A 23,445-nucleotide genomic window follows, 5' to 3' on the forward strand; every position below is an offset into this window, starting at 1 on the left:
ATTTTTCCTCTCGACTTATAAGATTCCCAACAGTGAAGTGATAATGGAGACTGCCACTACGGTCAGCAGGATACGGTTATAATATGGTCCCTTCTTTCTCATATAATAATAAATGATAAATACAGCCGCCAACGGAAGGAGCCCAGGTGCTATGGTATTTAATATGTCCTGTATCACGATTTCCGTCCCACTGGAAAAACCAAATTTTAATGGTGTCGTTATGGTTACATAGCTTGCCGACAATGCCCCCATCATGGTAAGTCCAATTACATTCGCCGTGAAGATGATGGACTTCATCTTTCCACCATGAAGCAGAGATACCACTGATTTTTTTCCAAGCGTATATCCGTTATGGATCAGCCCATAGGCAATTGCAATAGTAATTGCAGGATACAGAATCAGTGGTAGAATTCCTCCTAATGCAGAACCATTGCTTGCAAATGGAAGGAAAATAGAAATAATAATGGGCATAATTGCCGCCCAGACGATGGCATCCCCCATACCTGCGATAGGCCCCATCAGTCCGGTCTTAATTCCCGTGATGGCCTCATCGGTTACATTTTCCCCATTGGCTTTCTGCTCTTCCATGGATATGGCAATTCCCTGAATGATGGCACCAAAGACTCCTTCCGTATTAAAGAAAACCAGGTGACGTTTTAAAGCTGTACTTAATTCTTCATCTGTATCATAAAGTTTTTTTAGGACTGGTGTCATGGATGCGCAAAACACAAGACTCTGCAAACGCTCATAAGAGTTTGAAAGTTCTGCACCTGCGTAGTAAATCCACATGGATTTTGTAATGTCTTTTTTGTTTAACTTCTTTAACGGTGTCTGATCTGCCATCTTATATCGCCTCCTCTTTTAACTGGAACAAACCCAAAAGCAATGCCACACAGGTTGCAAAAATAGCGACTGCCATGGTGTCAAGTTTCAAATACATCACTGCAAAGAATCCCATGATGAAAAATGGAATCAGATTCTTTTTCCCGATCACGGATAGCGTAATCGCAAAACCAAGAGCAGGTAAAATTCCACCCATAATCTCAAAGGAATGCATCAGCCACTGGGGTAAAATTTTCATAAGTTTCTCTACTGCTGTGACACCAAAAAAATCAATGGCAAATACAATGGGAAACCGGATTACAAGACCTGCAATTGCTGGATATAAAAACGCCGCACGGAGAATTCCTTTCGTATCTGCATTTTCAGCGTATCGGTCAGCCATATGGACCCAAACTGCGTTGGTACTTCTTCTTAACTGATCAACAAATACTCCAAGGACACCAAACGGAATGGCAAGTGCGATGGCAACCTCCGGAGCCATATGCGACATGACACCCAAAGGAATGGCAATACAGCCAGCTAAGGCCGGATCACTGGGGACATTGCCGCCAGGTGTAGAGGTTACTCCCAGATAGACCAGCTGCAGCCCCGCTCCGATTTTCATAGCCAGTACCATATTTCCTGTTAAAAGTCCTACAAAAACCCCAATCACTACCGGTTGCAGTAACATGGCTGAAAATGTATATCCAAGCCGCAAACGGCAAAACCAATAATAAACCCCCATACATAATGATAACAACAACACGCTCATAAAAAACCTCCCTAATTATTGTATTTTTTTAGAATGGTATTTAATTCTTGAGGAACATCCTCCGGAATCGTCTGAAAAATCACCTTAACCCCTGAATTTTGTAAATAATTTAACACTTCTACATCCAAGTCATCTAACGTAATGTTTTGAAATACAACCTTACGGTTCGGTGCTCCACCCAGTCCTCCAACCTGTATGTCTGACACCTTGATTCCTTTGTCGTATACTTCTTTCATACTTTCTAGGTCAGGAAGCAGCAGAAGAACACGTCCGTCTCCAAACTGATTTTCTTTGAAGTTTAGAGCTGCTCCTTCTTTGCTATAACATTCTACTTTCACTCCTGCCGGCGCTGCCATTAAGTAGATTTCCAACATAAATTCATCTGCCGCCAGGCTGTCACTTACCACGACGATCTTGTTCGCCTGAGACTGATTGACCCACTTTGTCATTACCTGTCCATGAATCAGTCTGCTGTCAACTCTGCATAATACGATATCTGCCATTGTTTCCTCCTCCTATTGTTCCATAGAATTTAAGACTTCCTTAACTACGTCTATGATTGATTCTTGCCCCTGCTGTAATACCACATCAAAGTTACAATCCCCCGTATATTTTATCTGAGTACAAGCTTCAATCAGAAGGGGGGCATTTAGCCCTGATATCACTTTTAAATTTTGTTCTTTCCCGATTTTAGCACCTACATTGGTTGTTGTCCCTCCAAATACATCAGTCATAATCAGCGATTGCTTTGGCATACCTTTTGCATACGCATTAACAAGCGTGTAATACTCAGTTAAGGTCTGTTCTGGTGTTAGTGGAATTTCATAGACAAAATCCACACTTCCCATTATCATCTTTAAACTCTCTGTTAGTGCCTGTCCCCAGCCCCCATGGGTCAAAAGTAAAATTTGCGGTTTGCTCATTTTTTCTACCTCCTTTTTTCCTTATTCGAATCCCTATATTTCGAATTGTAGCATACTACATTTTAAGTGTCAATGTTGTATTTATACTATTTTCACAATTTTTATTATGTATTTTACTACTTTGTCTATCATAACAACCTATTTTATTCAAGGTTATTGAACTAAAGCAGAGAAACATGTTATACTGAATTGAAATTCACTACAAAAGTACTACAAAAACACGGCTTCCCCTTTTTGGGAAGAATGAAAGGAAGGCTGTACTGCACATGGCAGATCATTATGAACTATTTACACTCATGGCACGTATTGAAGGAATGTCAAACCAGTTTACCAAGACTGACTGGAAAATTGTTCAATACATTAAAAAAAATACGGAGAATTTTATTGAGATGAGTGCTCAAGAATTGGCAAAAGAAATTGGAACTTCCGATGCCAGCGTGATCCGCTTTGCCCAAAAAGTAGGGTATTCTGGGCTTAACGAGTTAAAATATACCATGCAAAAGGAGATGGATAAAAATTCATCATCCATTAATCACTCCGACTATTCCACTCTATTAAATGACAACAAAATGCTTCTAGACAGCTTGTTTCACTTAACAAATCCATCGGATATTAATCATGCCCGAAAGCTTATGCTTCGATCTCGGCGTATTTTTATCATTGGCTTAAACTTCAATCAGAATGTAGCCGAAATAATTGCTCATAAATTTATGATACTTGGTCTTACCGTTCAGGCTCTTACAAATTACGATACTTTAAAGTTGTATCAAAGCCTGTCCAAAGAAAGCGATCTTTTTATTACCATATCTCTTTCTGGCAACCATAAGCAATTGTCCACCATCTTATCCGATTTTAAAAAAAATGACAGCAGCGTACTTTTGATCTCCAATTATGAAAAGTCCCTTTGCTCTCCCTATGTAGATTTGACCCTATTGATTCCCAAAACTGATTTTCTTCACAGCAGCAACACCATATCCAGGGAAATCTTAATCTTAGTTCTTTTCGATATGCTGTTTCACAACTTTTTATGTGAAGATATGGGGGTCTTTCAAAATTTCCAAAAAGCTGCCTCTTATTCAAAACTCAGCGATCAAGATGATACCAGAGATAAACTGGACCGTCTGATGGACTTACTTTAATTTACAACCCAAAAGGGACTGGTCGCTAAGCGACCAGTCCCTTTTGGGTTTTCTATTTATTTCAATTACTACAAATGTTTTCATTTTTTATATAAAAATATCCGCACTTCATTATCCATGATAGCATAATAAATATTACAAGTCTACCATTTATTTGTTTTTTTGTTATACTTAAGAAACTGGTAATTAAAAAGGAGGAGACAAAGAATGAAAGTTAAAAATGCTGACTGGTATAAAACAATATGGAGCCTAGATATTAAAAATCAATCCTGGGTTGAAGATACAGATCCACCTTTTACGGAAAGGAAGCAAGCCCCAAAGAGATGCAGCTGATTGTTTATTCAGAAAAACTCACTTCATAGTCTCCTTTTTAAAAACTTTCTTCATGATGTCGCAGGATAAGCTCATCCCGTATTCTTCCACCTGGAAGACTTTAGTCTTTGTGAATCCATGAGATAAGTAAAACTGTATGGCACGTTTATTGGACGATAGCACTTCCAGTTCACAATACTCACACCCTCTTCCAATCATCTCTTTCTCAATTTGTTGATAAAAAGCATGTCCAACCCCGATTCCAATAAAATGAGGCAGTAGATAAAATGCATGCCACTGTGCATAGGTCTCCTGTCCATTGCAGTCGACACCAAACACAGTACTTCCGATTATGACTCCATCGCCTTCTGCAATAAGACAAATATCTCCATTATTTATACTCTCCTGCAAAATCGGTACCCAATGGTCCGACTTTAAGGAGGACAAATACTCATGGTCCATCTGTCCTTCATACGCTGCTACATAACTGACTACGATTTGTACGCTTACCTTCTCCAATTCATCCAATGATGGAACCCTATATACAATCCCCATTTTTTACTCCTTGTAATGACTCTAGCCTTTTTGCCCGTTGAAATGCTTCTTTTAGATATTCTTCTGCCGAAAGATGGTTATAATTCCAATTCATCGCCTCAATTGCCGTTGGACCGGAATAACCAGTTTTCGTAATTTTTTTCATCGCTTCAGACCAATTGATTGTACCGTCAAAGGGGAATCGGTGTATGCTATTTCCATCAAAGTCGTGTAAATGCAATGCCATCAACCGGGAACCATACATGGATAGCAAATCATAGTTAGGATAATAGTGGTAGTGATGGCAGCAATCGTAGCAGAATCCCACGCGCCGAGAATCCACTTGATCCAGCATATAAGTTAAATTGGTAAAGTTATGTAAATTCTCCAATGCAACATTGACTCCAAGCTGTTCCGCTGTTTCAGCGATTTTCTTGATTCGATTCAATCCCAATGTATTATAAGGTTTGTCATCATCTGGAAGATGCACCACCATGGTGGGAATCTCGTATTCTGCACAGTCCTTAACGCATTGCAAATAGCAATCAATGGAGGCTTCCCCGTCTAGAGTATCAAGCCAGATATTGTCCTGAACTTGGAACGGCGTATGAATATTTTCTATAACAAGACCTGCTTCCCGAGCTATTTGTGGACCATTGCGATAATCCTCTCGCCCTAACCATTCACTCCACCATAATAAAACTCCGTCAAACCCCGCTTCTTTTATCAGCCGATAACGTTCCTTTATCGGCAATTCATAGCCAAACCAATCATAAATTGTAAGCATGATCCTCTCCCCCTATGTTCAAGCGTTCCTAATCAAAAATTCAATTACTTTTCTAATTTTTAATTATAAAGTAAGTTAAAGATAAATTCCAGCCTTAGGTAGTTGTTTTTAATATATAAGTTGATTTACAACCCAAAATGGGAGTGTTGCAAAATGACTATTTTTAGTCATGGAGCAACGCCCCTTTTTCTGTTTACTGAGGAGAAGTCAAGTACTTGATTCGAAGAATTGTAGTGAACGAATACAAAGTAGTCAATCGAGAACCGATATGAATAGAGACCCTCCTGGTTGTCTCTATTATTTCATAGTTAGAGGAATTTGTGGAACGGCAGGTTATTCATCGCTTACGTTTCACCACACAAGAATATTCAAATAGTGCAAATAATAGGTGTCTTGATATACGACAAAAAGGAGCCGGATTAACCGACCCCCTATTAAGGATATTTTATCTAACTACTACTTTTATTTTTTACTTTTGCATGTAAACTTCAGTTATAAAATTCTGGAATCTCAATTATGTTTTTTTAAAAACAGTCCTTCTTGTTGAACCAACTGATTAAGTAATTGAACCACTTTATCAGGTACATTATAAATTGTTACGGCAAATTCTCCCTCAATAGTAATAAGAAAAGCAAGCTCAGTAAAAAGAATATTGATAGAGGAAAAATCTTTTAATATAATCTGACGAATAATATATGATAACTTTTTAGGTGTATTTTTTCTAATATTCTCTTCGAATGGAAAATCAAACTTTTTTGGAATTTTTTTAGTGGGTTCTATCAAATATATCTCACATTGATAATAGTATATAAGTTTTAGAATTATCCTTGAAATTTTTTTTGAAAATGACTTAAGTTCACTTTGCTCAAAATATTCTTCTAATTCTAAAAAATTTGGATTGTCAGTATTATACGGAATATAATCAATATAATAATAATTTTCAGTTTCCTGTAAAGAATTTATTAACTCATACATATTATTAACCACCTTCTATTTCGCTAATACTTCTCCATTCTCACCCAGAGATGCAACTCTTTTATTGGATTTGTCTTTTAACTTCCATTTTCTATTTCCATGACTAGCTTTATCCTGATCAATTGTCCAGCCACCTTTTTCTTTATAAGCCGTTTTACGATTAACTCTTTGATCAAATTTACCTAAATCTACATTTCCATCATCATCTAATAACCTAGAGGGAATTTTAGCTCTTATTTTTGCTATTTTACGATTATCAGAGTTTTCTAAATAATCGGATATAGTATCATAGAGCCACGTACCTGCTTTAACAGCACCATATCCTGCAATAACAATTTGTCAAACAAACTTTTTTTAAAAGGTCAGACAAACGGATTACCTTTGTTTTTAATTGAATCCAGTAATAATGCTAAGTTATCAGCAGTATTTGTGTAAGGAAGTTGGGAGTTATCAGGAGGGGATACGGTTTGATGCCTATTATACATCGTATCCCCATATCCTCTTCTCTCAAGAATATCATGAATTCGGTTAATTCCCTCATTAAGGGTTTGTGTTACATCCCTTGTTGATTTAATGACCTTGTCTATTTCAGCATAAATATCGGAAGTATTCATATCAATTTTCCAGTTTCCGCTGCTTTCAGTGAATATATTTTCACCAAATGCTGAATGAATTGTTCGATTAAAAAAATCACTCTTATATAAATCCCACTTATTTATTTTCTTTAATCCTTCCTCTAAGTATTTTTCCCGACTTTGTTTTGTTTCGGTTAATAGGCTGTTAATATCATTACTGGTAATACCCTCCGGCAGACTTACCTTCCCATCTGCAATATCCTGATAGGACTGAATTTGTTTATCATAAGAAATAAGCCGATCCTTAAAAGAACTTAGTGCTTTTTCCTGATCAGTGGATATATTAGAAAGAACTTTAAGACTCGCAGAATAATATTTTAGAACCTCCGCAGGCAATTCTTCTAACTCCCCTGTATATTGTATTTTTGAGTAAGTGTCTATATCAAAATTGTATCTATTTTTCTTCCCTTCAATTGCTTTATTCGCAACTTCATTTAATACATTATTTTTTAAAGGTAATTGTAACCCAAGTTTTCTATTAAATGGATTCTGTTTATTTAATTGAAATAAATTTGAATTTTGTAAAATATTCATCCTGTTAAACGCTCCTCTCTATTCACCAGTAAAATCATGCTCTTTCCTTTAGTATAACACAAAATATACATTTTTCAATTAACACCCCATTACTATACACATTGAATCCCACCCCAACGATTGACAAAGAGCCATTTATTTCAACAGCAAAAAAGACCCCACACTCTCATGTGAAGTCTTTCCATATCACGAAACCCTTAAAAAGGATTTAGTCCATTGTGTAAGGCATAAGAGCGATATGTCTAGCTCTCTTGATTGCAACAGTCAGTGCTCTCTGGTGCTTTGCACAGTTTCCTGTAATACGTCTCGGAAGAATTTTTCCTCTTTCAGAAACATATCTTTTTAACTTATTAACATCTTTATAATCGATAACTCCGTTCTTTTCGCCACAGAATACACAAACTTTTTTCCTTCTACGCATTCCGCCTCTTCTGAACTTTGAGCCATCTGCTCTATCATTCCTGTTATATGCCATTGGTATTACCTCCTGTCCAATTTAGTTGAATGGAAGTCCTTCGTCTTCGACTCCATCCGGAATATTCATGAATCCATCGCCGATTGCACTGGAAGGTGCAGGTCTGGAGGTCGGCTGATAACCACCGCCACCTTCGCCTGAAGATCCTTTACTGTCAGCAAATTCCTGATCTTCAATAATCACATCAGTTGTATAAACTTTAATGCCTTCTTTATTCGTATAATTTCCAGTCTGGATCCTTCCGGAAATCAGTACTCTCATACCCTGACGGAAATACTTCTCCGCAAATTCTCCTGACTTGTCAAATGCAACACAGTTGATGAAATCTGCAGTCTGTTCATTGCCGTCCTGATTCCTGCGGCCTCTTCGGTCAACAGCAAGGGTATACCTTGCTATAGCCATCGTACGCTCGCCCTGGGAATATCTTACTTCTGGATCACGGGTTAATCTACCCATAAGGATTACTTTATTCATACGATCACGCTTTCTTTATCTACTATTATGCCTCTTGTCTTACGCATAAGTATCGAATAACGGACTCCATAATACGAATGTTTTGTTCTAACTCATTCGGTGTATTGGATTCGCCATCAAATTTGATGAAGTAGTAGAATCCTTCTTTCATTTTCTGAATTTCGTAAGCTAATCTTTTCTTACCCCATTCATCAATATTGGTTACAGCTCCGCCGAAACGAGTGATATAACCAGTCACTTTTTCGATCTCTGCCGCTCTCTCTTCATCTTCGAGTTTAGCGTTAAGAACAACAGTTAACTCATATTTGTTCATGCCTTCATTACCTCCTTGTGGTCTCTGGCCCCTGCTTTCAGTTTCAGGAGCAAGGATATTATATGTCACGGAGTAGTATTATACCGGAAAAACGAGATAAAAGCAAGTCCTTTTCATCATTTTCCTCGCATTTTCCTGAAATAACCGTCCTTTATGCCTTGGGTTGTCCATTTTCTCCCTTTAAACCTCTGGTATTTTTCTCCACAAGCTTTCTAGGAACCATAATCTGGTGACCACAACCCATGCATTTTAATCGAAAATCCGCTCCAACTCTTAAAATTTCCCACTCCTGACTTCCACAAGGATGAGGCTTTTTCAGTTTCACAACATCTCCAACTTCATAATTCATTCTATACACCCATCTATCCGTTCTTTTCTTATTCCGGTCAATCTTTCTTTAAGATTGCATCCACTTCATCCAGTTCTTCCTGCGTAAAATCAAGATGATCCAAGCAGGCTATATTGTCCTCAAGCTGTTTGATACTGCTGGCTCCTACCAAAACCGAAGTAACTGCTGATTGCCGAAGGACCCAGGATAGTGCCATCTGTGCCAGCGTTTGACCTCTCTTGCCTGCCATTACGTGAAGCTTTTTAATCTGATCTAAATTGCCATTCAGATAACGTTCCTGTAACGTAGCACCTTCTCTTGCTGCCCTGGAGTCAGAGGGAATTCCCTTTAGATATCGATCTGTCAGTGCTCCCTGTGCCAGTGGGCTATAACAGATGCAGCCCACACCCATTTCCTCCATAGCAGAAAGCAATCCTTCTTCTGGTGTCCTCTCAAGCATGTTATATCTTGGCTGTTCAATGAGGCAATGAACGCCCAAATCATTTAAGACCTTTACCGCTTCCACGGCTTCATCCTTGCTATAATTGGAAATCCCCACATAAAGAGCTTTCCCCTGCTTCACAAAGTCTGCCAATGTACCCATTGTTTCAAGAAGTGGTGTATTGGGGTCTGGTCTATGGTGGTAGAATATATCCACATAGGATATCCCCATCCGCTTTAGACTCTGATCCAAACTAGCTGTGAGATATTTCCTTGATCCCCAATTCCCATAAGGTCCTGGCCACATATCAAACCCTGCTTTTGTAGAAATCAACAACTCATCCCGATATCTTCCCAGATCACTTTTTAGTATTGTTCCAAAATTCACCTCTGCCTTCCCCGCTGCTGGAGCCCCATAGTTATTGGCAAGATCAAAATGAGTGATTCCTAGATCAAAAGCTTTTAAAAGAATCTTTTGTTGTTCGTCCAACGATTTTTCCATTCCAAAATTCTGCCATAATCCCAAGGATACTCTAGGTAACATAATTCCGCTTTTCCCACAACGTTTGTACTCCATCTTGTCATATCTGTCCTTCGCTGCCTGATACATCGATGCATCCTCCTCTTTCTAAGTCAATTCTAGTTCGGATATTCATTCTAGTTCTGCAAATGCGTTTGAAAGCACCGCACCAATGCTGCCACTGATCACCAGATCTGCTCTGTGATCCATGGGAGTAACAGTCTTATTAATCAGCACCATCCGATTCCCCCTGTATTCGTTAATCAGTCCTGCTGCCGGATAGACGGTTAGAGACGTTCCTCCCACAATCAATAGATCCGCTTCCGAGATAGAAGAAATCGCCTGGCTTAATACCGTCTCATTCAGGCTCTCTTCATAAAGGACCACATCCGGTTTGATGATCCCCCCACAGCTGCACTTCGGCACTGCTTCTTTCTCCATCATCAAACAGACCTCACTTAGATTCCAGGATTTTAAACAACGCGTACAGAAATTCCTATGTACCGAACCATGAAGCTCCAGTACATTCCTGCTTCCAGCTGCTTGGTGCAAACCATCAATATTCTGGGTGACGACTGCTTTTAATTTTCCCATCTCTTCTAATTTTGCCAAAACAAGATGTGCCTGATTGGGCTGTGCATGAGGAAACAGCATCTTATTTTTATAAAACCGGTAAAATTCTTCTGGATTTTTCTTATAAAAGCTATGACTTATGATTGTCTCTGGTGGATATTTATATTGTTCCCGGTAAAGCCCCCCGACTCCTCTAAAGTCCGGTATGTCACTTTCCGTAGAGACACCAGCCCCGCCAAAGAATACAATACGACTGCTCTCCCCAATCCATTCTGCCAATTGTTTGATTTCTTCCATATGACCAGCCCATCCTTTCTTAAACCCAACTAGCAATCGATACCAGACGGACATTAAGTAATTTCATCAAAAAATACGCCTTGTAGTGAATGAATACGATCCACCATGGAGATTCTATCTTCTGGCACAGAAGGTTTCCGGTATCCAAACAACCAGTAAGTCAGCTCACCTATCCCCATGGATAGATGGGGTTTGATCCCTTCTAGCCCATCTATCGGAATCAGTTTTGATGTTTCCCGGTTAAGCTTCCATAGAAATACACCTGAATTTTGCCGGATCAAGTCATCCTTCACCTCAATAAAAAGCTCCATCTCACTGACCGGGCAGTCTTCTTCTAACCGAATTACAGAAACGAACTGCTCCAGATGAATGATACGCCCCATAACCGATGGCTTTGGCGTCCCGATTTCCTTCTCATATCCCGGCAGGCAGATCAACTCTCTTTGTGTCTCCGCTTTTTCTCCGTAATAGGCTAAGATACAACACAGACGTTCCTTCTCCTCTCTGGAAGAAAGTAAAACCATATCTCCTTTGTCGCTTCTTACTTCTCTGCACAAATTTTTGTAATACTCTTCATCTCTGTGGGCATAGACCTCATACCTTTTTTCCAGCTCTCTCCCTGCAAATCTTGCTGCTTCTCTGGCATCAGACCGTTCCATAAAAGCCCGACGGCTTAAGGAAAGTCTGCCCTTTTCACTCAGAACAACTTGGGGAAGATCGCAGATATAAGTAAAATCAAAGGGATGGTAAATTGCCGGGTCCGCAGGAACCAAAAACGTAAATCCCATCCGCTCCCTGTACATATCGGTAAAGCAGCGATCCAAAAGCCGTCTCATATATCCCTGATGCCGATGGGACGGATCTGTGGCGACTCCGGCAATATAATCCACCTTCCAGATACGGTCTTTTACCACAACCTCGTAGGGATTTCGGTGAAGCATTGCTGCCACCTTGTCCTTATCCCATGCAGTCAAAATCTTATTTTTTCGTACCCGATCTGAATAATAATAATCGAGAAAACTCTGGGTGTCCTCTGAAAAAACCATCTCCCACAGCCCCCGGCTCTGACTCTTTTCATCTTGTTTCAAATAACGTATCATCCTTACATACCCTTCTGGACCACACTATATTTCCGAGCAAAGTCAACTGGATAATAAGACATCTTTGCTCTGCGTAATCCCTCCATCCCCACATCATCTTCCCGGTTTACAAGTACCAGCTCTTCCGGATAAGCATGAATCAAAAACTGCTGATTGATAAATTGATAGAGGCCCTTAACCGTTGGGTCCGCTTTTTCTATGTGAATCACCGCCATTTTCTCAAGCGGATTGTAGGAACCAATGGTAAATGCCCTTAGTTTTCCATCAATAAAAACACCTGCCATACGAACATTTAATACCGAACAGTTTTTTAAGATCTCATGAATCCCCATCACCTCATAATCAAGCTGACGAACAAATTCAGCGGCTTCCACCTTATTCTCCCACCATTCATTTAAAAATTCCACCACACCATCCCGATCCGAACAGCAAAGAGTCCGATATTCATAACGACCTTCATATTGCTTTAAAAAAGAGTTTAAGTGGTTCTTTTTTTTGTGTAATTTCTTTCCAGAAAGTGATTTCATTTTATCTGCATCATAAAGATAATCCCTTAAATCCTCCACCTCTTTGATCTCAAATTCTTCCGGATCCAGATTTAAGTACTGAATCGCCGCCTCGTCTGCCAGATTAATACACAAAGGTTCTTTTAACACCTGATTAAAATATTGTGTAATTTCCTTGAAACAACGAGACAAATCCTCCTCTTTGCACATAGGCATCGCGGTAAAAGGTTTCCCATCCTTTTCCATTAAAAACTGCAGTGCGTTGTTGTCGCTGATGGCGTACTTCACATGATAATATTCCCTCCAGATAAAGCTGTCTAAATATACACTATCACATGTTTTATTGGGCCGTAAGGCATAAAATGGTCTCATCTTGTCAACATCAATTGCCTCAATCGGCTTAAATTGTAAATTCATAATAATTCCCTTCTATTTCACTAGCTTTTCTTTATAAAATCAGTCTTGCACTTTGGACAATGAATGCTTAATTTTCCCTTTCCTCTGGGAATCCTGATTTTCTGCCCACATTTCGGGCACTTGTATATATGATATTTTTTAAATTGTTGGAATTTAAACCGCCATTTCTTATATTTCTCCTGTCCATTAAATAAAATCCGTTCAAATCTCTGGTTTTCCCCCAGACGTTTTCCAATATTCTTAGAAAACATACGAATATAACTAACAGTCAGAACGAAAAAGGCAGCCAATTCAAACCAGTAAATTCTGGTCAAAAACCCGGCTGCTAATAGTATAAAGGCAGCCCCAATCAAAAACTGTCCCAATTTATCCGTTCCATATCTTCCGATCATAAAACGATAAAGACGCTCTTTTATTCCATTCATTCTCTGTTTATCGCCCCTTTTCTTTTTATTAACTATAATTATCTATCTATACAAAGTCAATGTTTCAAACCGATATTTCATAATCTTTTCAGAATTAATCTTTGCCTCTGTCCCGGTACTGTTTCGGAGTCAACCCGTACCGTTCTTTAAACAGCCTATGGAAGTAGCTGCTGTTTTCATATCCGATTTCTAAAATAATCTGTTCCACTGGTTTGGCGGTGGACATCAAATAATTGGCTGCCCTGCTAAGTCGAATCATTTTAAGACATTCCGTAAACGTCATCTGAAAATAACGTTTGAACAAACGACTGATGTAGTAGGAGGGATGCATTGTCATAATAGAAAATTCCTCCAGCGTGGCAGACGGATAATAATTCTCCAGATATTGAAAAGCCTTGAGTGCAATCTGTTCCTCATATTGAGCCAGATGGTGAAACTCCACATTATCGGCATCCTCAAGCAGTTCCATAATCAGTATTCCCATGGTTGCCTGATTAATCTCCTGTCGGTTCCTTTTTTTTGTCATCAGTGACCAAATCATATTTTCAAGCAGATTCTGTGCAGGCAGAATGTCTTTTAAGTGGAAATGAAGATAATCAGCAACTGAATTATTGCAAACAGCCGCCCCTGCAATGAAGTGACGCAGCACGCTTCCATCTTCCGTCATCAAGGCCGGATGGGTAAAAAATTCAGGCAGTAAAAGAAAATGAACGGCCAGATCATTCTCTCCCGGCGGTTCCATTGCATGATTGGTTCCCTGTCTTAACAACAAAAGATCATTGGTTTCTAGCTTTATCTTTCTGGTGCTGTTAATCGTGTGGACCGATTCCCCACTATACATATAGACAAGTTCTACATAATTATGCCTGTGATTTGGTAAAGCAGTATAAGCCGGCTGGCAATACAGATTCATTAACCTGCCACCTTCAATCACCAGATTTAAAAAATCCTTCTCCGAGGTCAAATGTCGAATCAAACCGTTACTTGCACTTGATGAATCTTTTAGAAACTGAAGTAGTAATTCATTCATTTCTCCCCCTCCATACCGTAATTTTCCTATCTTTTGCTTTCCTTATTCTATCATAATTTTACATCTTTTTGCAAGATAGGACGGTTTTTCTGCAAAATAAGACATAGTTTATGGAACGTCTGGTATCATATAATGAATAAGAAGTGCACAAATATAAATACAATATGTTTTAAAGAGGAGAGGATTATGAAGAAGTACCCCATACGTTTTAACAACCTTGAAGAAGTGACTACATTTGTGAAAACGGTCAGTCGTTATGACTGTGACATGGATCTGTGCAGAGGAAGTATCATCATCGATGCCAAATCAATTCTTGGAATCATGACCATATTTCCAGAAGCAGACTTAGAGCTTGTCATACATACAAACGACCAAGAATCGATTCTTAAATCCTTGTCTGCTTTTTTGATTGATAAAAAGACGGCCTGACAATTTCAATTTGTCTTGTTAATCTGGGAGATGAATCCGCTAAACACGGGCTCATCTCCCTTTTGCGTCAGGTTCTGATTGAAACAAAATAACCTTCCAGTATTTCTTTTAATTTCTTCTTTTCACTCTTATTCATGGGGACCAATGGCAACCTGTAATTTTCTTTGCACAATCCAAGTATGGATAAGGCCGCTTTTACCGGTATGGGATTTACATCCATAAACATGGCATTCATCACCTTTAACAGCTCCAACTGCATATCCCTGCTTTTCTCTATCTCCCCATCAAAAAAATAGTTGCATATCATATGCATTTCAAACGGCATTATGTTGGCAAGTACAGAAATCACACCTTTCCCACCCAGAGATAGAATGGGAACTGTCTGATCGTCATTCCCAGAGTATAGATCCAACCGATCCCCACAAAGTGCCGCCACTTTTGCAATATGGGAAATATTTCCTCCAGCTTCCTTAATTGCTTGTATATTCGGATGTTCTGATAACTTGCGATATGTTTCCGGTTCCACATTTACTCCCGTTCTCGTGGGCACATTGTACAAAATAATTGGAATTTCCACGCTATCAGCAACCTTGGTAAAATGCTCCACCAACCCTTGTTGAGATGTCTTATTATAATAGGGGGTCACCTGTAAAAGAGCGGAAGCACCAAGTGCCTGCGCTTTCCGGGAAAGACTTACTGACCGGGTAGTTGAATTACTTCCAGTTCCTATGAGCACAGGAACTCTATGATTTACATAATGTACAACGAATTCAAATAGCTCCAGCTTCTCTTTTTCTTCCAGCGTAGCAGATTCTCCTGTGGTTCCGTTAACAAGAATGGCATCGGTACCATTCTCAAGTTGAAATTTCAGTAACCGTTCCATAGCCGTAAAGTCTATATTACCCTGATGATCCATTGGCGTAACGATGGCTGCTGCCGAGCCTTTAAATATTGCATCTCTCATAGACAATCATTCCTAAAATAAAGGTTCCTACTAACAAAACTATGACAAACAAATCCGATTGGTACCATACACAAAACATTTTTTTTATCATATAAACATTATAAGGAGTGATAAACGTATGGTTAATTTTCTTCTTTTAGGCGGCGATGAGAGACAGCTTTATTTAAGCCGCATTTTAAAACAAAATGGTTATACCACGACTCTTCATTATGATCAAGAGGAGCCTGACTTTTCTTTGGAAAAAGCTATAGCTGACAGCAGTGTTATTGTATGTCCAGTTCCATTTACCAGAGATAAAATCAATTTGTATTCAAAACAAGGAATAAAAGATTTGGGGATTGGAAATCTGTTGAGTCTTATGTCCAGCAAACAAACATTATTTGGAGGGAATGTCCCAGATTATGTCAAAGAGTATGCCCTAAATCACGACATAATACTCTTTGACTACATGGACCTCTTAGCCGTCCCTTTGAAAAACACCATTGCGACCGCAGAGGGGTCTGTCGCAGAAGCCATCCGTTACAGTCCGATCTGCCTGCACCAAAGCCAGTGTTTGATTACTGGGTTTGGGAGATGTGCAAAAACCCTGGCTCTAAAACTAAAAGGACTGGATGCGCAAGTTACCATATCCGGCAGAAAAGAAAGTCAGCTGGAACTAGCAAAAGCAATGGGCTTTACCGCCCTTTCTCTGGATCATCTTAAAGATAAAATCGTAGATTTTGATTTTATCTTTAATACGGTGCCTGCGCCTATACTAGGAGAAGCACAGATACGATCCATGAATTCTAACGTAACCATTATTGATATTGCATCCGCCCCTGGCGGTGTTGACTTTGAATTTTGCAGACAACAGGGCATACGTGCCAAACTCTGTCCTGGGCTTCCTGGTATCTATGCACCAGAAACCTCTGCTCAGATACTTTATGAAGCAATTGTTACATGTCTGCCCAAAAATGTATAACAAAAAAGGAGTGTTCTATGAAACTGGAAGGAATAAAAGCAGGCCTGGCAATTACCGGGTCCTTTTGTACTTTTGACAAAATAGAAGAACAGATTAAAGCTCTGGTGAGTCTGGGTGCGAATCTCTATCCCATTTTTTCCACCAATGTGCAGACAACGGATTCCCGATTTGGCGATACCGCTCAGTATATTGAACACATTACCTCCATAACAGGCAACAAACCAATTCTTCGTCTGGAAGAGGCAGAACCAATCGGTCCAAAAGGATATCTGGATATTCTATTAATTGCTCCATGTACTGGAAATACTTTGGCAAAGCTGGCACACGGAATCACCGATTCTCCGGTGCTTATGGCAGCAAAAGCCCACTTAAGGAATGAGAAACCTCTGGTAATCTCACTCTCCACTAATGATGCTCTAGGAATTAACTTTAAGAACATTGGTACGTTATACAACATTAAAAATATTTATTTCGTCCCTTTTGGTCAGGATAACCCGATTAAAAAACCAAATTCTATGATAGCTCATACCGATCGGATTCCGGAAACACTAGAATTCGCGCTGGAAGGGAAACAGATTCAACCCGTAATCTTTTAATATCAAACATAGCCTCAGAAACCAGTTTTACGGCTTCTGAGGCTATGTTCTTTATGGATTTCTCCCTGAGTAAATCCGGTTCTTATAATCCCAAAACTCTGCAGGATTCTCCTGGTTATAGCTCATTAGATGATGGGTTCGTGATGTATCATAGATTTTAAATCCATGCTTTAAATAAGAACGAACCATAGAATCCGTTTGATAAACCATCAATAATACAGGCTTTCCTGTTATCTGTGATAAACCAGTAATCCAATCAATCAGGTAATCGATTATTTCTTGATTCTGGTCCGGTTGAAGCATAAGTATCGTAAACTCACTGATCTGATCCGGCTGTTCCTTATAGAACAAAAATCCAATGGTTGTGTCTCCTTTTAATATCTTTTGAAAACTGGCATTCATTTGCAATCTATGAAATAAATCAGTACCAATAATATCCTGAATCTGATCCAGCCAGCCCCCATTATACAAATCAATAACTTGTTTGAAGCTGGCTCTACGAATTCTTTTGAATTCTTCCAGATCCTGCCCTGTAACATTTTGAATAGAATAACCCTGATTTTTTAAGTTATCTGGTAATTCCATGTGCTCTCCTCCTGGTCTACAGCCAGCCGTCTTACAAATCGACTTATGACAGTAATTGAATGAACTGATTCTTACTATCATTCTATTCCAGGCAGATAGATAAATATTACCCCATGTCTTTTATCCCCGTCCATTGCTTTTGCAAATCAAGATTTTATTTGTTACATAACGTTTTACCAACTCTCTTCCCATTTCTCCATAAATTTTAGGATCAATGACAGACCGGTCTTCATCGAGAATCTGTCGAACCCCCTGACTGTATGCAATTCGTAAATCCGTAGCGTAGTTCACCTTACAGATTCCTTCCTCAATACAGGATCGCACCGTCTCATCATTCACCCCACTGGTACCATGAAGCACCAGCGGAACGGTAACTTTCTTTTTAATCTCTTTTAAGAGATCGATTCTTATATCCGGAGTCCCTTTGTAGATTCCATGGGCGGTTCCAATTGATACTGCAAGAGAATCAATTCCAGTTAAAATCACAAAATATTCAGCTTCCTCTGGTGAGGTAAGCCCACTGCTTCCACCTTCTAAGTGATCCTCTTTTCCTCCCACACGTCCAAGTTCCCCTTCCACGGGAATGTGACATTGCCGGCATACGCTTACCACCCGCTTTGTCATTGCCGCATTGACTTCCAGTACTTCCTGAGAGCCATCAATCATAATAGACGTGTAGCCCTCCCGTAATGCCTGAATTGCCAGTTTAAAGCTATTACCATGATCCAAATGAAGCGCCACCGGAACACTTGCCCGTTCTGCTGCTGCTTTCACACTTGCATAATATTGATTCAGCCCACCATAATCCACCGTAGATGGCGTTGTCTGTAATATAACAGGGGAGTGAAGGGTTTCCGCCGCCTCAATAACACCCATAACCATTTCCATATTTTCTACATTAAAAGCGCCAACTCCATAATGCTTTATCTGTGCATCCAGTAACATATCTTTTGTAGTAACCAACGACATAGTTCTCTCCTATTCCTGTGAAAGTAGTTTAACAACTTCTTTTTTCGACGTACATTTCTTTAGGCGCTCATACAACGCAGGTTCCATTAATTTCTGCGACAACTCAGACAATAACTTTAAATGAATCTCTTCTTCCTTTTCACTCGCAGCAATCATAAAAACCGCTGATACCGGTTCCCGATCCACAGAATCAAAGACAATTCCTCTCTTAGACAAGCCAACCGCTACTCCGGATCGAATTACAGACTTAGATTTTGCATGAGGAATGGCGATCCCACCCCCAAATGCAGTGGAAGAAATCGACTCTCGCTCTAAGATGTCTTTTTTAAATGCGGCTCTATCGTTGATGACTCCATCTGTGTAAAGCATTTGGATCATTTCGTCAATTACTTCTTCTTTTTGAGTCTTTTTAAGAGAAAGGCATACGATTTCTTCCCGATACATTGGTTCTGGCAAAGGCAGACTGCCTGCTTTCTCTGCGTTTTCCTCTTCACTTAAAACAACTGGAGTTACCATAAGATATAAGAAAGCTCCTATGAAAGAACCCAGCAGGATACAGGCAACCCATGCAATTGGTTTATTCACCAATCCCAAAATTAAAAATCCCCCATGAGGTGCCGGAACCTCAATTTTTAATAGGTAGGTAGCAACTGCTGATATGGAAGATCCCACCATTAAAATAGGAATTACCTTTAACGGATTCTTGGCTGCAAATGGTATGGCACCTTCCGTGATGTGGGTTGATCCCAGTATGTAATTAATGAGTGCCGCTGTCCGGTCCTCCTTCGAAAATCGATTTTTCTTAAGAGTAGCAGCAATTGCAAATACAAGAGGCGGAGTGATACAGGCAGCTGACACACCAGCCATAAAAAAGGCATTCCCCTGTGAAAGCAAAACTGTCCCGGTTACATAAGCGGCTTTGTTCACTGGACCACCCATATCAAACGCACTCATACAGCCAATTACAATTCCCAAAAGAACCGGACTGGTGTTTTGAATCTTTGATAACCCTGTCATCATAAATTGATTCAATGCCGCACACGGCTGGCTAAATAGCATCATTATGATACCCACCCCACCAACCGTAACAATGGGGACAATAAAAATTGATTTCAGCCCTTCTAGCTGCCTTGGCAGTCCTTTTAGCGCCTGAACTACAAAAAGCGCCAGATAACCAGCAAGAAAACCGGCAATGATTCCTCCCAAAAATCCAGAATCAGTATTTGCTGCAATCATACCACCCACCATTCCAGCGATCAGACCAGGACGTCCCCCAATCGACTGGGCAATAAATGCGCTAAGAACCGGAACCATAAGCCCCATCGAATACCCGCCCACAGATTTTAGCAGCGCCGCAATGCGGTTGTATTGTTCCGATGCCGGATCAAAAGAATAAATTCCCCAGAGAAATGAAATAGCCGTCAAAACACCTCCTGCCACAACAAAGGGCAGCATATGGGACACTCCATTCATCAAATGGGTATAAATCTGATGCACTCCATGAAGATTCTTCTGCTTCCTTTCATTTGTACTTCTAACCCCACCTCGAACCGGCACATTTCCTTCTAAACAGGTTTGAATCAGTTCTTCTGCTTTGCTGACTCCCTGAGAAACCGATACGACTAAAACCGGTTTTCCATTGAATCGGTCTAAATCCACCGATTTGTCACTGGCAACGATAACAGCATCTGCCCCTAAGATGTCCTCCTCTGTCAATGGATGTTCAACCCCTATGGCTCCATTGGTCTCAACTTTAATCTCGCATCCCAGTTTTTTGGCTGCCACCTTTAAGGCTTTTTCTGCCATAAACGTATGGGCAATCCCTGTGGGACACCCCGTTACTCCAAGTATTCTCATACTCATTCCACCTTTCGTACCAATATTTCTTTTTGATATTCATGGACCCGATCCATACGTCCCAGCCCATTGCTTTCTGCTACATTAGCCCCCACTGCAGCGGAACGTTTTAACGCTGCCTCTATGTTATCTGGTTTCTCTAGCCATACGCTTAGAAACCCCGCGAGGGAAGCATCTCCGGCACAGGCAGAGCTAATCTGGATGATTTCTTTGGTCCCTGCACCGTATATGGATTTGCCATTATAAAAATAAGAGCCACGTTCCCCAAGGGTTAAGAGAACATTCTGGGCTCCATTCTCATGGAGAAAATGCAGAGTATCTTTGATATCTTCCTCATCTCTCATAACAATCCCAAAGATATCTTGTATCTCTTCGTCGTTTGGTTTGATGAGAAAGGGACGATACTCCATCAGCTTCTTTAGATAGGAAGAACTAATATCCAAGATAACTTTGGTTTTCTTTGTCTGGCAAATCTCCATTATTTCATCGTAAAACGAATTCTCCATTCCTTTCGAAAGGCTCCCACTGACCACTAACGTATCTAGGTCATCAAGCCCATCTATCATCATACACATATCCCTTTGCTTATTGGGGGGTACATATGCCCCTTCATTTACAAATTTATATTCCTCCTTTCCATCATTTAAAAAAATATTGATTCTGGTTGTATCCTCTACCCAAATGGGATATGTTTTAATATAATTTTCTTTCGTATTCTCGATGATGTACTGTCCCGAAAAGTCTCCGAAAAAGCCTAAAACTGCAGACTCAGTGGCAAAACGTCTCAAGCAATAACTTACATTCAGTCCTTTTCCATTGGGTGTGTAAACCGCATCAAAGGTTCGGTTTACTACTCTTCCATAAATCCCATGGGAATGAAGATTCACATCAATTGCAGGGTTTGTTGTTAACGTATAGATCATGTTCCCACCTCACTTATTCATTTGCTGATTCCTATTGTTCGATTCAATTTCTATTATAGACATCCGCTGAATGAAAATCTTTTCAGAAACTGAAAACAATGGGGGTAAAGATACCTTCTAGCGCTTTTTCATTTTCAAAAAGAAACTGGTTAAGCAAACGAGTGGAGTTAAGACTCTGCTGATATGTAATCGATGATAATTCTGCAAATCATGTAAAGTGCAATTCTTGAGGAAACTTCAAATTCTTTGATGGCATGGTGCGAATGTTTGTATCCAACAAGGGTATGTCTGCTATAGGCAATTAGTTCAGAGTTTGGGTTGCAGCAACAGGTTATGACACAGTTTCCCTTCTGACTGGCAGTGATCGCCGATGTAATGAGTTCCTTCGTTTTTCCATTCAAAGACAGCAAAAACAACACATCCTGTTGTTCTAGCTTTGCCGCTTTAATCTGCATAATATTGGGGTCATCCGTGAAAAAAACATCATAATTAAGCAGCTGTAGCTTTAAAGAAAATTCCTGCCCCACATACGTCGTCAGACCTCTTGCAAAAACAGAGATCTGGCGAGCGGATTTTAAGCAATTAATTATGGTTAGAATATCAGTAAGTGATATTTGCTCCTGAACGGCCTGCGCCTCGATCAAGGTCTTATTAAAAAGTTCGTTCATATTCTGAATTTCTTTGTTCTTTACTTGGTTGCCGCACCGGTATCTTAGTTCATGGAATCCATTGAGCCCACACTTACGTATCGCTCTGGAAACGGTAGAAGGCGAGGAATACGTATCAAATGCAATGTCTACAATTGATAGCTCCGGAAGCATATCCTCATGACTGTTGATAAACTGAATAATTGACCGTTCTGTTTTTGTTAAATTCTCTATCATCTTCGTATTAATGGAAATAATCACGTAAGTCCCCCCAGGTATATGTGATGAAAAGAGTTGCATTATTGCTACTTATGTACGAAAAAAAATATTGATTGCCTCATCCTTGCTTAGTGGAATGGCTTTCACAATATTGTTCATCTCTTCTACCGTAAATGTATTCCCTTTGCGTTTCATCTTCCGATAAAAGGTACATCGGTTCATTCCTATGGCATCTGCGATTGCTTCCTGGGTGGTACCAGCCTCTACAATCTTGCCTTTTAACATTTGTGTATTCAAAGTGCCAACCTCCCGTTAGTTGCATTTATGCTATTTCATAGTATAAGGATAGCCCATGAAGGATGAAATGTCAACACTGGAATCGCAGATACGCACCTTTTGAACGTTGCAAATATGCAACATTAATGCTATGATACAGGTAGGAGGGTTTATGATGTCTAATACTGGTCAAAGAATAAAGGAAAGAAGAAAACAGTTAGCGCTAAGTGCGGATAATGTTGCAGATCTACTGGGTGTCTCTAGATCTACCATATTCCGATATGAAAGCGGACATATAGAGAAAGTCCCTGCAAACGTTTTAGAAAAATTGGCTGAAATTTTGAATACCACCCCTGCTTATCTTATGGGTTGGAAGGATGAATATAACTATCCTCATCAAACCATTTCTTCTAATGAAAGGAACGCAATGTTCTTAAGGGAATCTTTTGACGACAGTTATCACACGAAGGACTGTTTCTGTTTTCAAAACAATACGATGATGCCAAGTGACCGTACGAATATCAATGATATCATTAAACGTTATCTAAGCCTTACGGATATTGGGAAAAAGAAAGCCTCTGATTATATTACCGATTTATCAGAGCAGTCCAAATACAAGCGTCCACACTAACCTCCAATTGGTTGCAAATATGCAACGCCAATGCTATGATAGATACAGGAGGATTC

At 39.8% G+C, this 23,445-nt stretch carries 31 protein-coding genes; 6 read left to right on the top strand and 25 right to left on the bottom strand.

Features of this window, described 5'->3' with window-relative positions:
- Positions 1-15: 15 nt before the first annotated feature.
- Genes EFT72_RS12890 through EFT72_RS12905 form a run of 4 tightly spaced genes read right to left on the bottom strand, consistent with a single transcriptional unit; the run spans position 16 to position 2,517 of the window.
- On the bottom strand, positions 16-843 hold the full coding sequence (locus EFT72_RS12890; RefSeq protein ID WP_124067333.1) for a PTS system mannose/fructose/sorbose family transporter subunit IID: 828 nt from the start codon (positions 841-843) through the stop codon (positions 16-18).
- Position 844: 1 nt separating this feature from the next.
- A complete protein-coding gene (locus EFT72_RS12895) occupies positions 845-1,594 on the bottom strand; it encodes a PTS sugar transporter subunit IIC (RefSeq protein WP_124067334.1) in 750 nt (249 codons plus the stop codon).
- A gap of 11 nt (positions 1,595-1,605) precedes the next feature.
- Complete coding sequence (locus EFT72_RS12900) at positions 1,606-2,097, bottom strand: PTS sugar transporter subunit IIB (protein ID WP_124067335.1); 492 nt, start codon at positions 2,095-2,097, stop codon at positions 1,606-1,608.
- 12 nt (positions 2,098-2,109) lie between these two features.
- The gene (locus tag EFT72_RS12905; protein WP_124067336.1) at positions 2,110-2,517 is read right to left on the bottom strand and encodes a PTS fructose transporter subunit IIA; all 408 of its coding nucleotides are present in this window, start codon (positions 2,515-2,517) and stop codon (positions 2,110-2,112) included.
- A 266-nt stretch (positions 2,518-2,783) separates the two neighbouring features.
- Between EFT72_RS12905 and EFT72_RS12910 the strand changes: the two genes are divergently transcribed.
- Together EFT72_RS12910 and EFT72_RS19800 are read left to right on the top strand one after the other, a co-directional pair.
- Positions 2,784-3,656: a MurR/RpiR family transcriptional regulator gene (locus EFT72_RS12910; protein WP_124067337.1), complete on the top strand. Its 873-nt coding sequence runs from the start codon at positions 2,784-2,786 to the stop codon at positions 3,654-3,656.
- Between the two features lie 207 nt (positions 3,657-3,863).
- Positions 3,864-3,989, top strand: a complete 126-nt coding sequence (locus tag EFT72_RS19800; RefSeq protein WP_279221997.1) for a hypothetical protein — start codon at positions 3,864-3,866, stop codon at positions 3,987-3,989.
- 18 nt (positions 3,990-4,007) lie between these two features.
- On the opposite strand, the gene EFT72_RS12915 is transcribed toward EFT72_RS19800, so the two are convergent.
- The 14 genes from EFT72_RS12915 to EFT72_RS12985 form a co-directional block, all read right to left on the bottom strand.
- The gene (locus EFT72_RS12915) at positions 4,008-4,523 is read right to left on the bottom strand and encodes a GNAT family N-acetyltransferase (RefSeq protein WP_124067338.1); all 516 of its coding nucleotides are present in this window, start codon (positions 4,521-4,523) and stop codon (positions 4,008-4,010) included.
- The gene (locus tag EFT72_RS12920; RefSeq protein ID WP_124067339.1) at positions 4,507-5,289 is read right to left on the bottom strand and encodes a sugar phosphate isomerase/epimerase family protein; all 783 of its coding nucleotides are present in this window, start codon (positions 5,287-5,289) and stop codon (positions 4,507-4,509) included. Before EFT72_RS12920 ends, EFT72_RS12915 begins: the two co-directional genes overlap by 17 nt.
- 510 nt (positions 5,290-5,799) lie before the next feature.
- Complete coding sequence (locus tag EFT72_RS12925) at positions 5,800-6,264, bottom strand: hypothetical protein (protein ID WP_124067340.1); 465 nt, start codon at positions 6,262-6,264, stop codon at positions 5,800-5,802.
- 362 nt (positions 6,265-6,626) lie between these two features.
- A complete protein-coding gene (locus EFT72_RS12935; protein WP_124067341.1) occupies positions 6,627-7,433 on the bottom strand; it encodes a hypothetical protein in 807 nt (268 codons plus the stop codon).
- Positions 7,434-7,641: 208 nt separating this feature from the next.
- On the bottom strand, positions 7,642-7,908 hold the full coding sequence (rpsR, locus tag EFT72_RS12940; protein WP_124067342.1) for a 30S ribosomal protein S18: 267 nt from the start codon (positions 7,906-7,908) through the stop codon (positions 7,642-7,644).
- Between the two features lie 21 nt (positions 7,909-7,929).
- Positions 7,930-8,382, bottom strand: coding sequence for a single-stranded DNA-binding protein (locus tag EFT72_RS12945; RefSeq protein WP_124067343.1), 453 nt, complete (start codon positions 8,380-8,382; stop codon positions 7,930-7,932).
- A gap of 25 nt (positions 8,383-8,407) precedes the next feature.
- On the bottom strand, positions 8,408-8,695 hold the full coding sequence (rpsF, locus tag EFT72_RS12950) for a 30S ribosomal protein S6 (RefSeq protein WP_124067344.1): 288 nt from the start codon (positions 8,693-8,695) through the stop codon (positions 8,408-8,410).
- 151 nt (positions 8,696-8,846) lie between these two features.
- Positions 8,847-9,044, bottom strand: a complete 198-nt coding sequence (locus EFT72_RS12955; RefSeq protein ID WP_124067345.1) for a DUF951 domain-containing protein — start codon at positions 9,042-9,044, stop codon at positions 8,847-8,849.
- A 37-nt stretch (positions 9,045-9,081) separates the two neighbouring features.
- Positions 9,082-10,074, bottom strand: a complete 993-nt coding sequence (locus tag EFT72_RS12960; protein ID WP_124067346.1) for an aldo/keto reductase — start codon at positions 10,072-10,074, stop codon at positions 9,082-9,084.
- A gap of 42 nt (positions 10,075-10,116) precedes the next feature.
- Complete coding sequence (locus EFT72_RS12965; protein WP_124067347.1) at positions 10,117-10,854, bottom strand: NAD-dependent protein deacylase; 738 nt, start codon at positions 10,852-10,854, stop codon at positions 10,117-10,119.
- A 53-nt stretch (positions 10,855-10,907) separates the two neighbouring features.
- Complete coding sequence (locus EFT72_RS12970) at positions 10,908-11,954, bottom strand: GNAT family N-acetyltransferase (RefSeq protein WP_124067348.1); 1,047 nt, start codon at positions 11,952-11,954, stop codon at positions 10,908-10,910.
- Positions 11,955-11,956: 2 nt separating this feature from the next.
- Complete coding sequence (locus EFT72_RS12975; RefSeq protein WP_124067349.1) at positions 11,957-12,877, bottom strand: phosphatidylglycerol lysyltransferase domain-containing protein; 921 nt, start codon at positions 12,875-12,877, stop codon at positions 11,957-11,959.
- A gap of 20 nt (positions 12,878-12,897) precedes the next feature.
- The gene (locus tag EFT72_RS12980) at positions 12,898-13,302 is read right to left on the bottom strand and encodes a hypothetical protein (protein WP_124067350.1); all 405 of its coding nucleotides are present in this window, start codon (positions 13,300-13,302) and stop codon (positions 12,898-12,900) included.
- Positions 13,303-13,396: 94 nt separating this feature from the next.
- Positions 13,397-14,332, bottom strand: coding sequence for an AraC family transcriptional regulator (locus EFT72_RS12985; protein WP_124067351.1), 936 nt, complete (start codon positions 14,330-14,332; stop codon positions 13,397-13,399).
- Positions 14,333-14,518: 186 nt separating this feature from the next.
- Between EFT72_RS12985 and EFT72_RS12990 the strand changes: the two genes are divergently transcribed.
- Positions 14,519-14,761, top strand: coding sequence for an HPr family phosphocarrier protein (locus EFT72_RS12990; protein WP_164473155.1), 243 nt, complete (start codon positions 14,519-14,521; stop codon positions 14,759-14,761).
- Between the two features lie 67 nt (positions 14,762-14,828).
- On the opposite strand, the gene dapA is transcribed toward EFT72_RS12990, so the two are convergent.
- Positions 14,829-15,725, bottom strand: a complete 897-nt coding sequence (dapA, locus tag EFT72_RS12995) for a 4-hydroxy-tetrahydrodipicolinate synthase (protein WP_124067353.1) — start codon at positions 15,723-15,725, stop codon at positions 14,829-14,831.
- Positions 15,726-15,843: 118 nt separating this feature from the next.
- On the opposite strand from dapA, the gene dpsA reads away from it, so the two are divergent.
- Together dpsA and EFT72_RS13005 are read left to right on the top strand one after the other, a co-directional pair.
- A complete protein-coding gene (gene dpsA / locus EFT72_RS13000) occupies positions 15,844-16,686 on the top strand; it encodes a dipicolinate synthase subunit DpsA (RefSeq protein ID WP_124067354.1) in 843 nt (280 codons plus the stop codon).
- 17 nt (positions 16,687-16,703) lie between these two features.
- Positions 16,704-17,282 carry a dipicolinate synthase subunit B gene (locus EFT72_RS13005; protein ID WP_124067355.1) on the top strand — a complete coding sequence of 193 codons (579 nt, stop codon included), beginning with the start codon at positions 16,704-16,706 and terminating at the stop codon, positions 17,280-17,282.
- Positions 17,283-17,333: 51 nt separating this feature from the next.
- On the opposite strand, the gene EFT72_RS13010 is transcribed toward EFT72_RS13005, so the two are convergent.
- From EFT72_RS13010 to EFT72_RS13035, 6 genes are all read right to left on the bottom strand, one after another.
- Positions 17,334-17,867, bottom strand: a complete 534-nt coding sequence (locus EFT72_RS13010) for a hypothetical protein (protein WP_124067356.1) — start codon at positions 17,865-17,867, stop codon at positions 17,334-17,336.
- 120 nt (positions 17,868-17,987) lie between these two features.
- Entirely contained in the window at positions 17,988-18,836 is an 849-nt protein-coding gene (locus EFT72_RS13015) for a class II fructose-bisphosphate aldolase (protein ID WP_124067357.1), read from the bottom strand.
- A 9-nt stretch (positions 18,837-18,845) separates the two neighbouring features.
- A complete protein-coding gene (locus tag EFT72_RS13020; protein WP_243110012.1) occupies positions 18,846-20,693 on the bottom strand; it encodes a fructose-specific PTS transporter subunit EIIC in 1,848 nt (615 codons plus the stop codon).
- 2 nt (positions 20,694-20,695) lie between these two features.
- The gene (locus EFT72_RS13025; protein ID WP_124067359.1) at positions 20,696-21,616 is read right to left on the bottom strand and encodes a 1-phosphofructokinase family hexose kinase; all 921 of its coding nucleotides are present in this window, start codon (positions 21,614-21,616) and stop codon (positions 20,696-20,698) included.
- A 167-nt stretch (positions 21,617-21,783) separates the two neighbouring features.
- Complete coding sequence (locus tag EFT72_RS13030) at positions 21,784-22,524, bottom strand: MurR/RpiR family transcriptional regulator (protein WP_124067360.1); 741 nt, start codon at positions 22,522-22,524, stop codon at positions 21,784-21,786.
- Positions 22,525-22,572: 48 nt separating this feature from the next.
- Positions 22,573-22,779: an XRE family transcriptional regulator gene (locus EFT72_RS13035; protein WP_206426653.1), complete on the bottom strand. Its 207-nt coding sequence runs from the start codon at positions 22,777-22,779 to the stop codon at positions 22,573-22,575.
- Positions 22,780-22,930: 151 nt separating this feature from the next.
- Between EFT72_RS13035 and EFT72_RS13040 the strand changes: the two genes are divergently transcribed.
- Complete coding sequence (locus EFT72_RS13040) at positions 22,931-23,389, top strand: helix-turn-helix transcriptional regulator (protein ID WP_206426654.1); 459 nt, start codon at positions 22,931-22,933, stop codon at positions 23,387-23,389.
- Positions 23,390-23,445 lie beyond the last annotated feature (56 nt).

Source organism: Clostridium sp. E02 (genome assembly GCF_003833015.1).
Classification (GTDB): domain Bacteria; phylum Bacillota; class Clostridia; order Lachnospirales; family Lachnospiraceae; genus Lacrimispora.

Coding starts and splice junctions, on each gene's coding strand:
- EFT72_RS12960 (WP_124067346.1), bottom strand. CDS start 10,074: ATGTATCAGGCAGCGAAGGACAGATATGACAAGATGGAGTACAAACGT.
- EFT72_RS13010 (WP_124067356.1), bottom strand. CDS start 17,867: ATGGAATTACCAGATAACTTAAAAAATCAGGGTTATTCTATTCAAAAT.
- EFT72_RS13025 (WP_124067359.1), bottom strand. CDS start 21,616: ATGATCTATACGTTAACAACAAACCCTGCAATTGATGTGAATCTTCAT.
- EFT72_RS12925 (WP_124067340.1), bottom strand. CDS start 6,264: ATGTATGAGTTAATAAATTCTTTACAGGAAACTGAAAATTATTATTAT.
- dpsA (WP_124067354.1), top strand. CDS start 15,844: ATGGTTAATTTTCTTCTTTTAGGCGGCGATGAGAGACAGCTTTATTTA.
- EFT72_RS12910 (WP_124067337.1), top strand. CDS start 2,784: ATGGCAGATCATTATGAACTATTTACACTCATGGCACGTATTGAAGGA.
- EFT72_RS12915 (WP_124067338.1), bottom strand. CDS start 4,523: ATGGGGATTGTATATAGGGTTCCATCATTGGATGAATTGGAGAAGGTA.
- EFT72_RS12955 (WP_124067345.1), bottom strand. CDS start 9,044: ATGAATTATGAAGTTGGAGATGTTGTGAAACTGAAAAAGCCTCATCCT.
- EFT72_RS12980 (WP_124067350.1), bottom strand. CDS start 13,302: ATGAATGGAATAAAAGAGCGTCTTTATCGTTTTATGATCGGAAGATAT.
- rpsR (WP_124067342.1), bottom strand. CDS start 7,908: ATGGCATATAACAGGAATGATAGAGCAGATGGCTCAAAGTTCAGAAGA.
- dapA (WP_124067353.1), bottom strand. CDS start 15,725: ATGAGAGATGCAATATTTAAAGGCTCGGCAGCAGCCATCGTTACGCCA.
- EFT72_RS12990 (WP_164473155.1), top strand. CDS start 14,519: ATGAAGAAGTACCCCATACGTTTTAACAACCTTGAAGAAGTGACTACA.
- EFT72_RS12985 (WP_124067351.1), bottom strand. CDS start 14,332: ATGAATGAATTACTACTTCAGTTTCTAAAAGATTCATCAAGTGCAAGT.
- EFT72_RS12920 (WP_124067339.1), bottom strand. CDS start 5,289: ATGCTTACAATTTATGATTGGTTTGGCTATGAATTGCCGATAAAGGAA.
- EFT72_RS13005 (WP_124067355.1), top strand. CDS start 16,704: ATGAAACTGGAAGGAATAAAAGCAGGCCTGGCAATTACCGGGTCCTTT.
- EFT72_RS12945 (WP_124067343.1), bottom strand. CDS start 8,382: ATGAATAAAGTAATCCTTATGGGTAGATTAACCCGTGATCCAGAAGTA.
- EFT72_RS12890 (WP_124067333.1), bottom strand. CDS start 843: ATGGCAGATCAGACACCGTTAAAGAAGTTAAACAAAAAAGACATTACA.
- EFT72_RS13015 (WP_124067357.1), bottom strand. CDS start 18,836: ATGTCGTTGGTTACTACAAAAGATATGTTACTGGATGCACAGATAAAG.
- EFT72_RS12900 (WP_124067335.1), bottom strand. CDS start 2,097: ATGGCAGATATCGTATTATGCAGAGTTGACAGCAGACTGATTCATGGA.
- EFT72_RS13040 (WP_206426654.1), top strand. CDS start 22,931: ATGATGTCTAATACTGGTCAAAGAATAAAGGAAAGAAGAAAACAGTTA.
- EFT72_RS12895 (WP_124067334.1), bottom strand. CDS start 1,594: ATGAGCGTGTTGTTGTTATCATTATGTATGGGGGTTTATTATTGGTTT.
- rpsF (WP_124067344.1), bottom strand. CDS start 8,695: ATGAACAAATATGAGTTAACTGTTGTTCTTAACGCTAAACTCGAAGAT.
- EFT72_RS12935 (WP_124067341.1), bottom strand. CDS start 7,433: ATGAATATTTTACAAAATTCAAATTTATTTCAATTAAATAAACAGAAT.
- EFT72_RS12970 (WP_124067348.1), bottom strand. CDS start 11,954: ATGATACGTTATTTGAAACAAGATGAAAAGAGTCAGAGCCGGGGGCTG.
- EFT72_RS19800 (WP_279221997.1), top strand. CDS start 3,864: ATGAAAGTTAAAAATGCTGACTGGTATAAAACAATATGGAGCCTAGAT.
- EFT72_RS12965 (WP_124067347.1), bottom strand. CDS start 10,854: ATGGAAGAAATCAAACAATTGGCAGAATGGATTGGGGAGAGCAGTCGT.
- EFT72_RS12975 (WP_124067349.1), bottom strand. CDS start 12,877: ATGAATTTACAATTTAAGCCGATTGAGGCAATTGATGTTGACAAGATG.
- EFT72_RS13020 (WP_243110012.1), bottom strand. CDS start 20,693: ATGAGAATACTTGGAGTAACGGGGTGTCCCACAGGGATTGCCCATACG.
- EFT72_RS12905 (WP_124067336.1), bottom strand. CDS start 2,517: ATGAGCAAACCGCAAATTTTACTTTTGACCCATGGGGGCTGGGGACAG.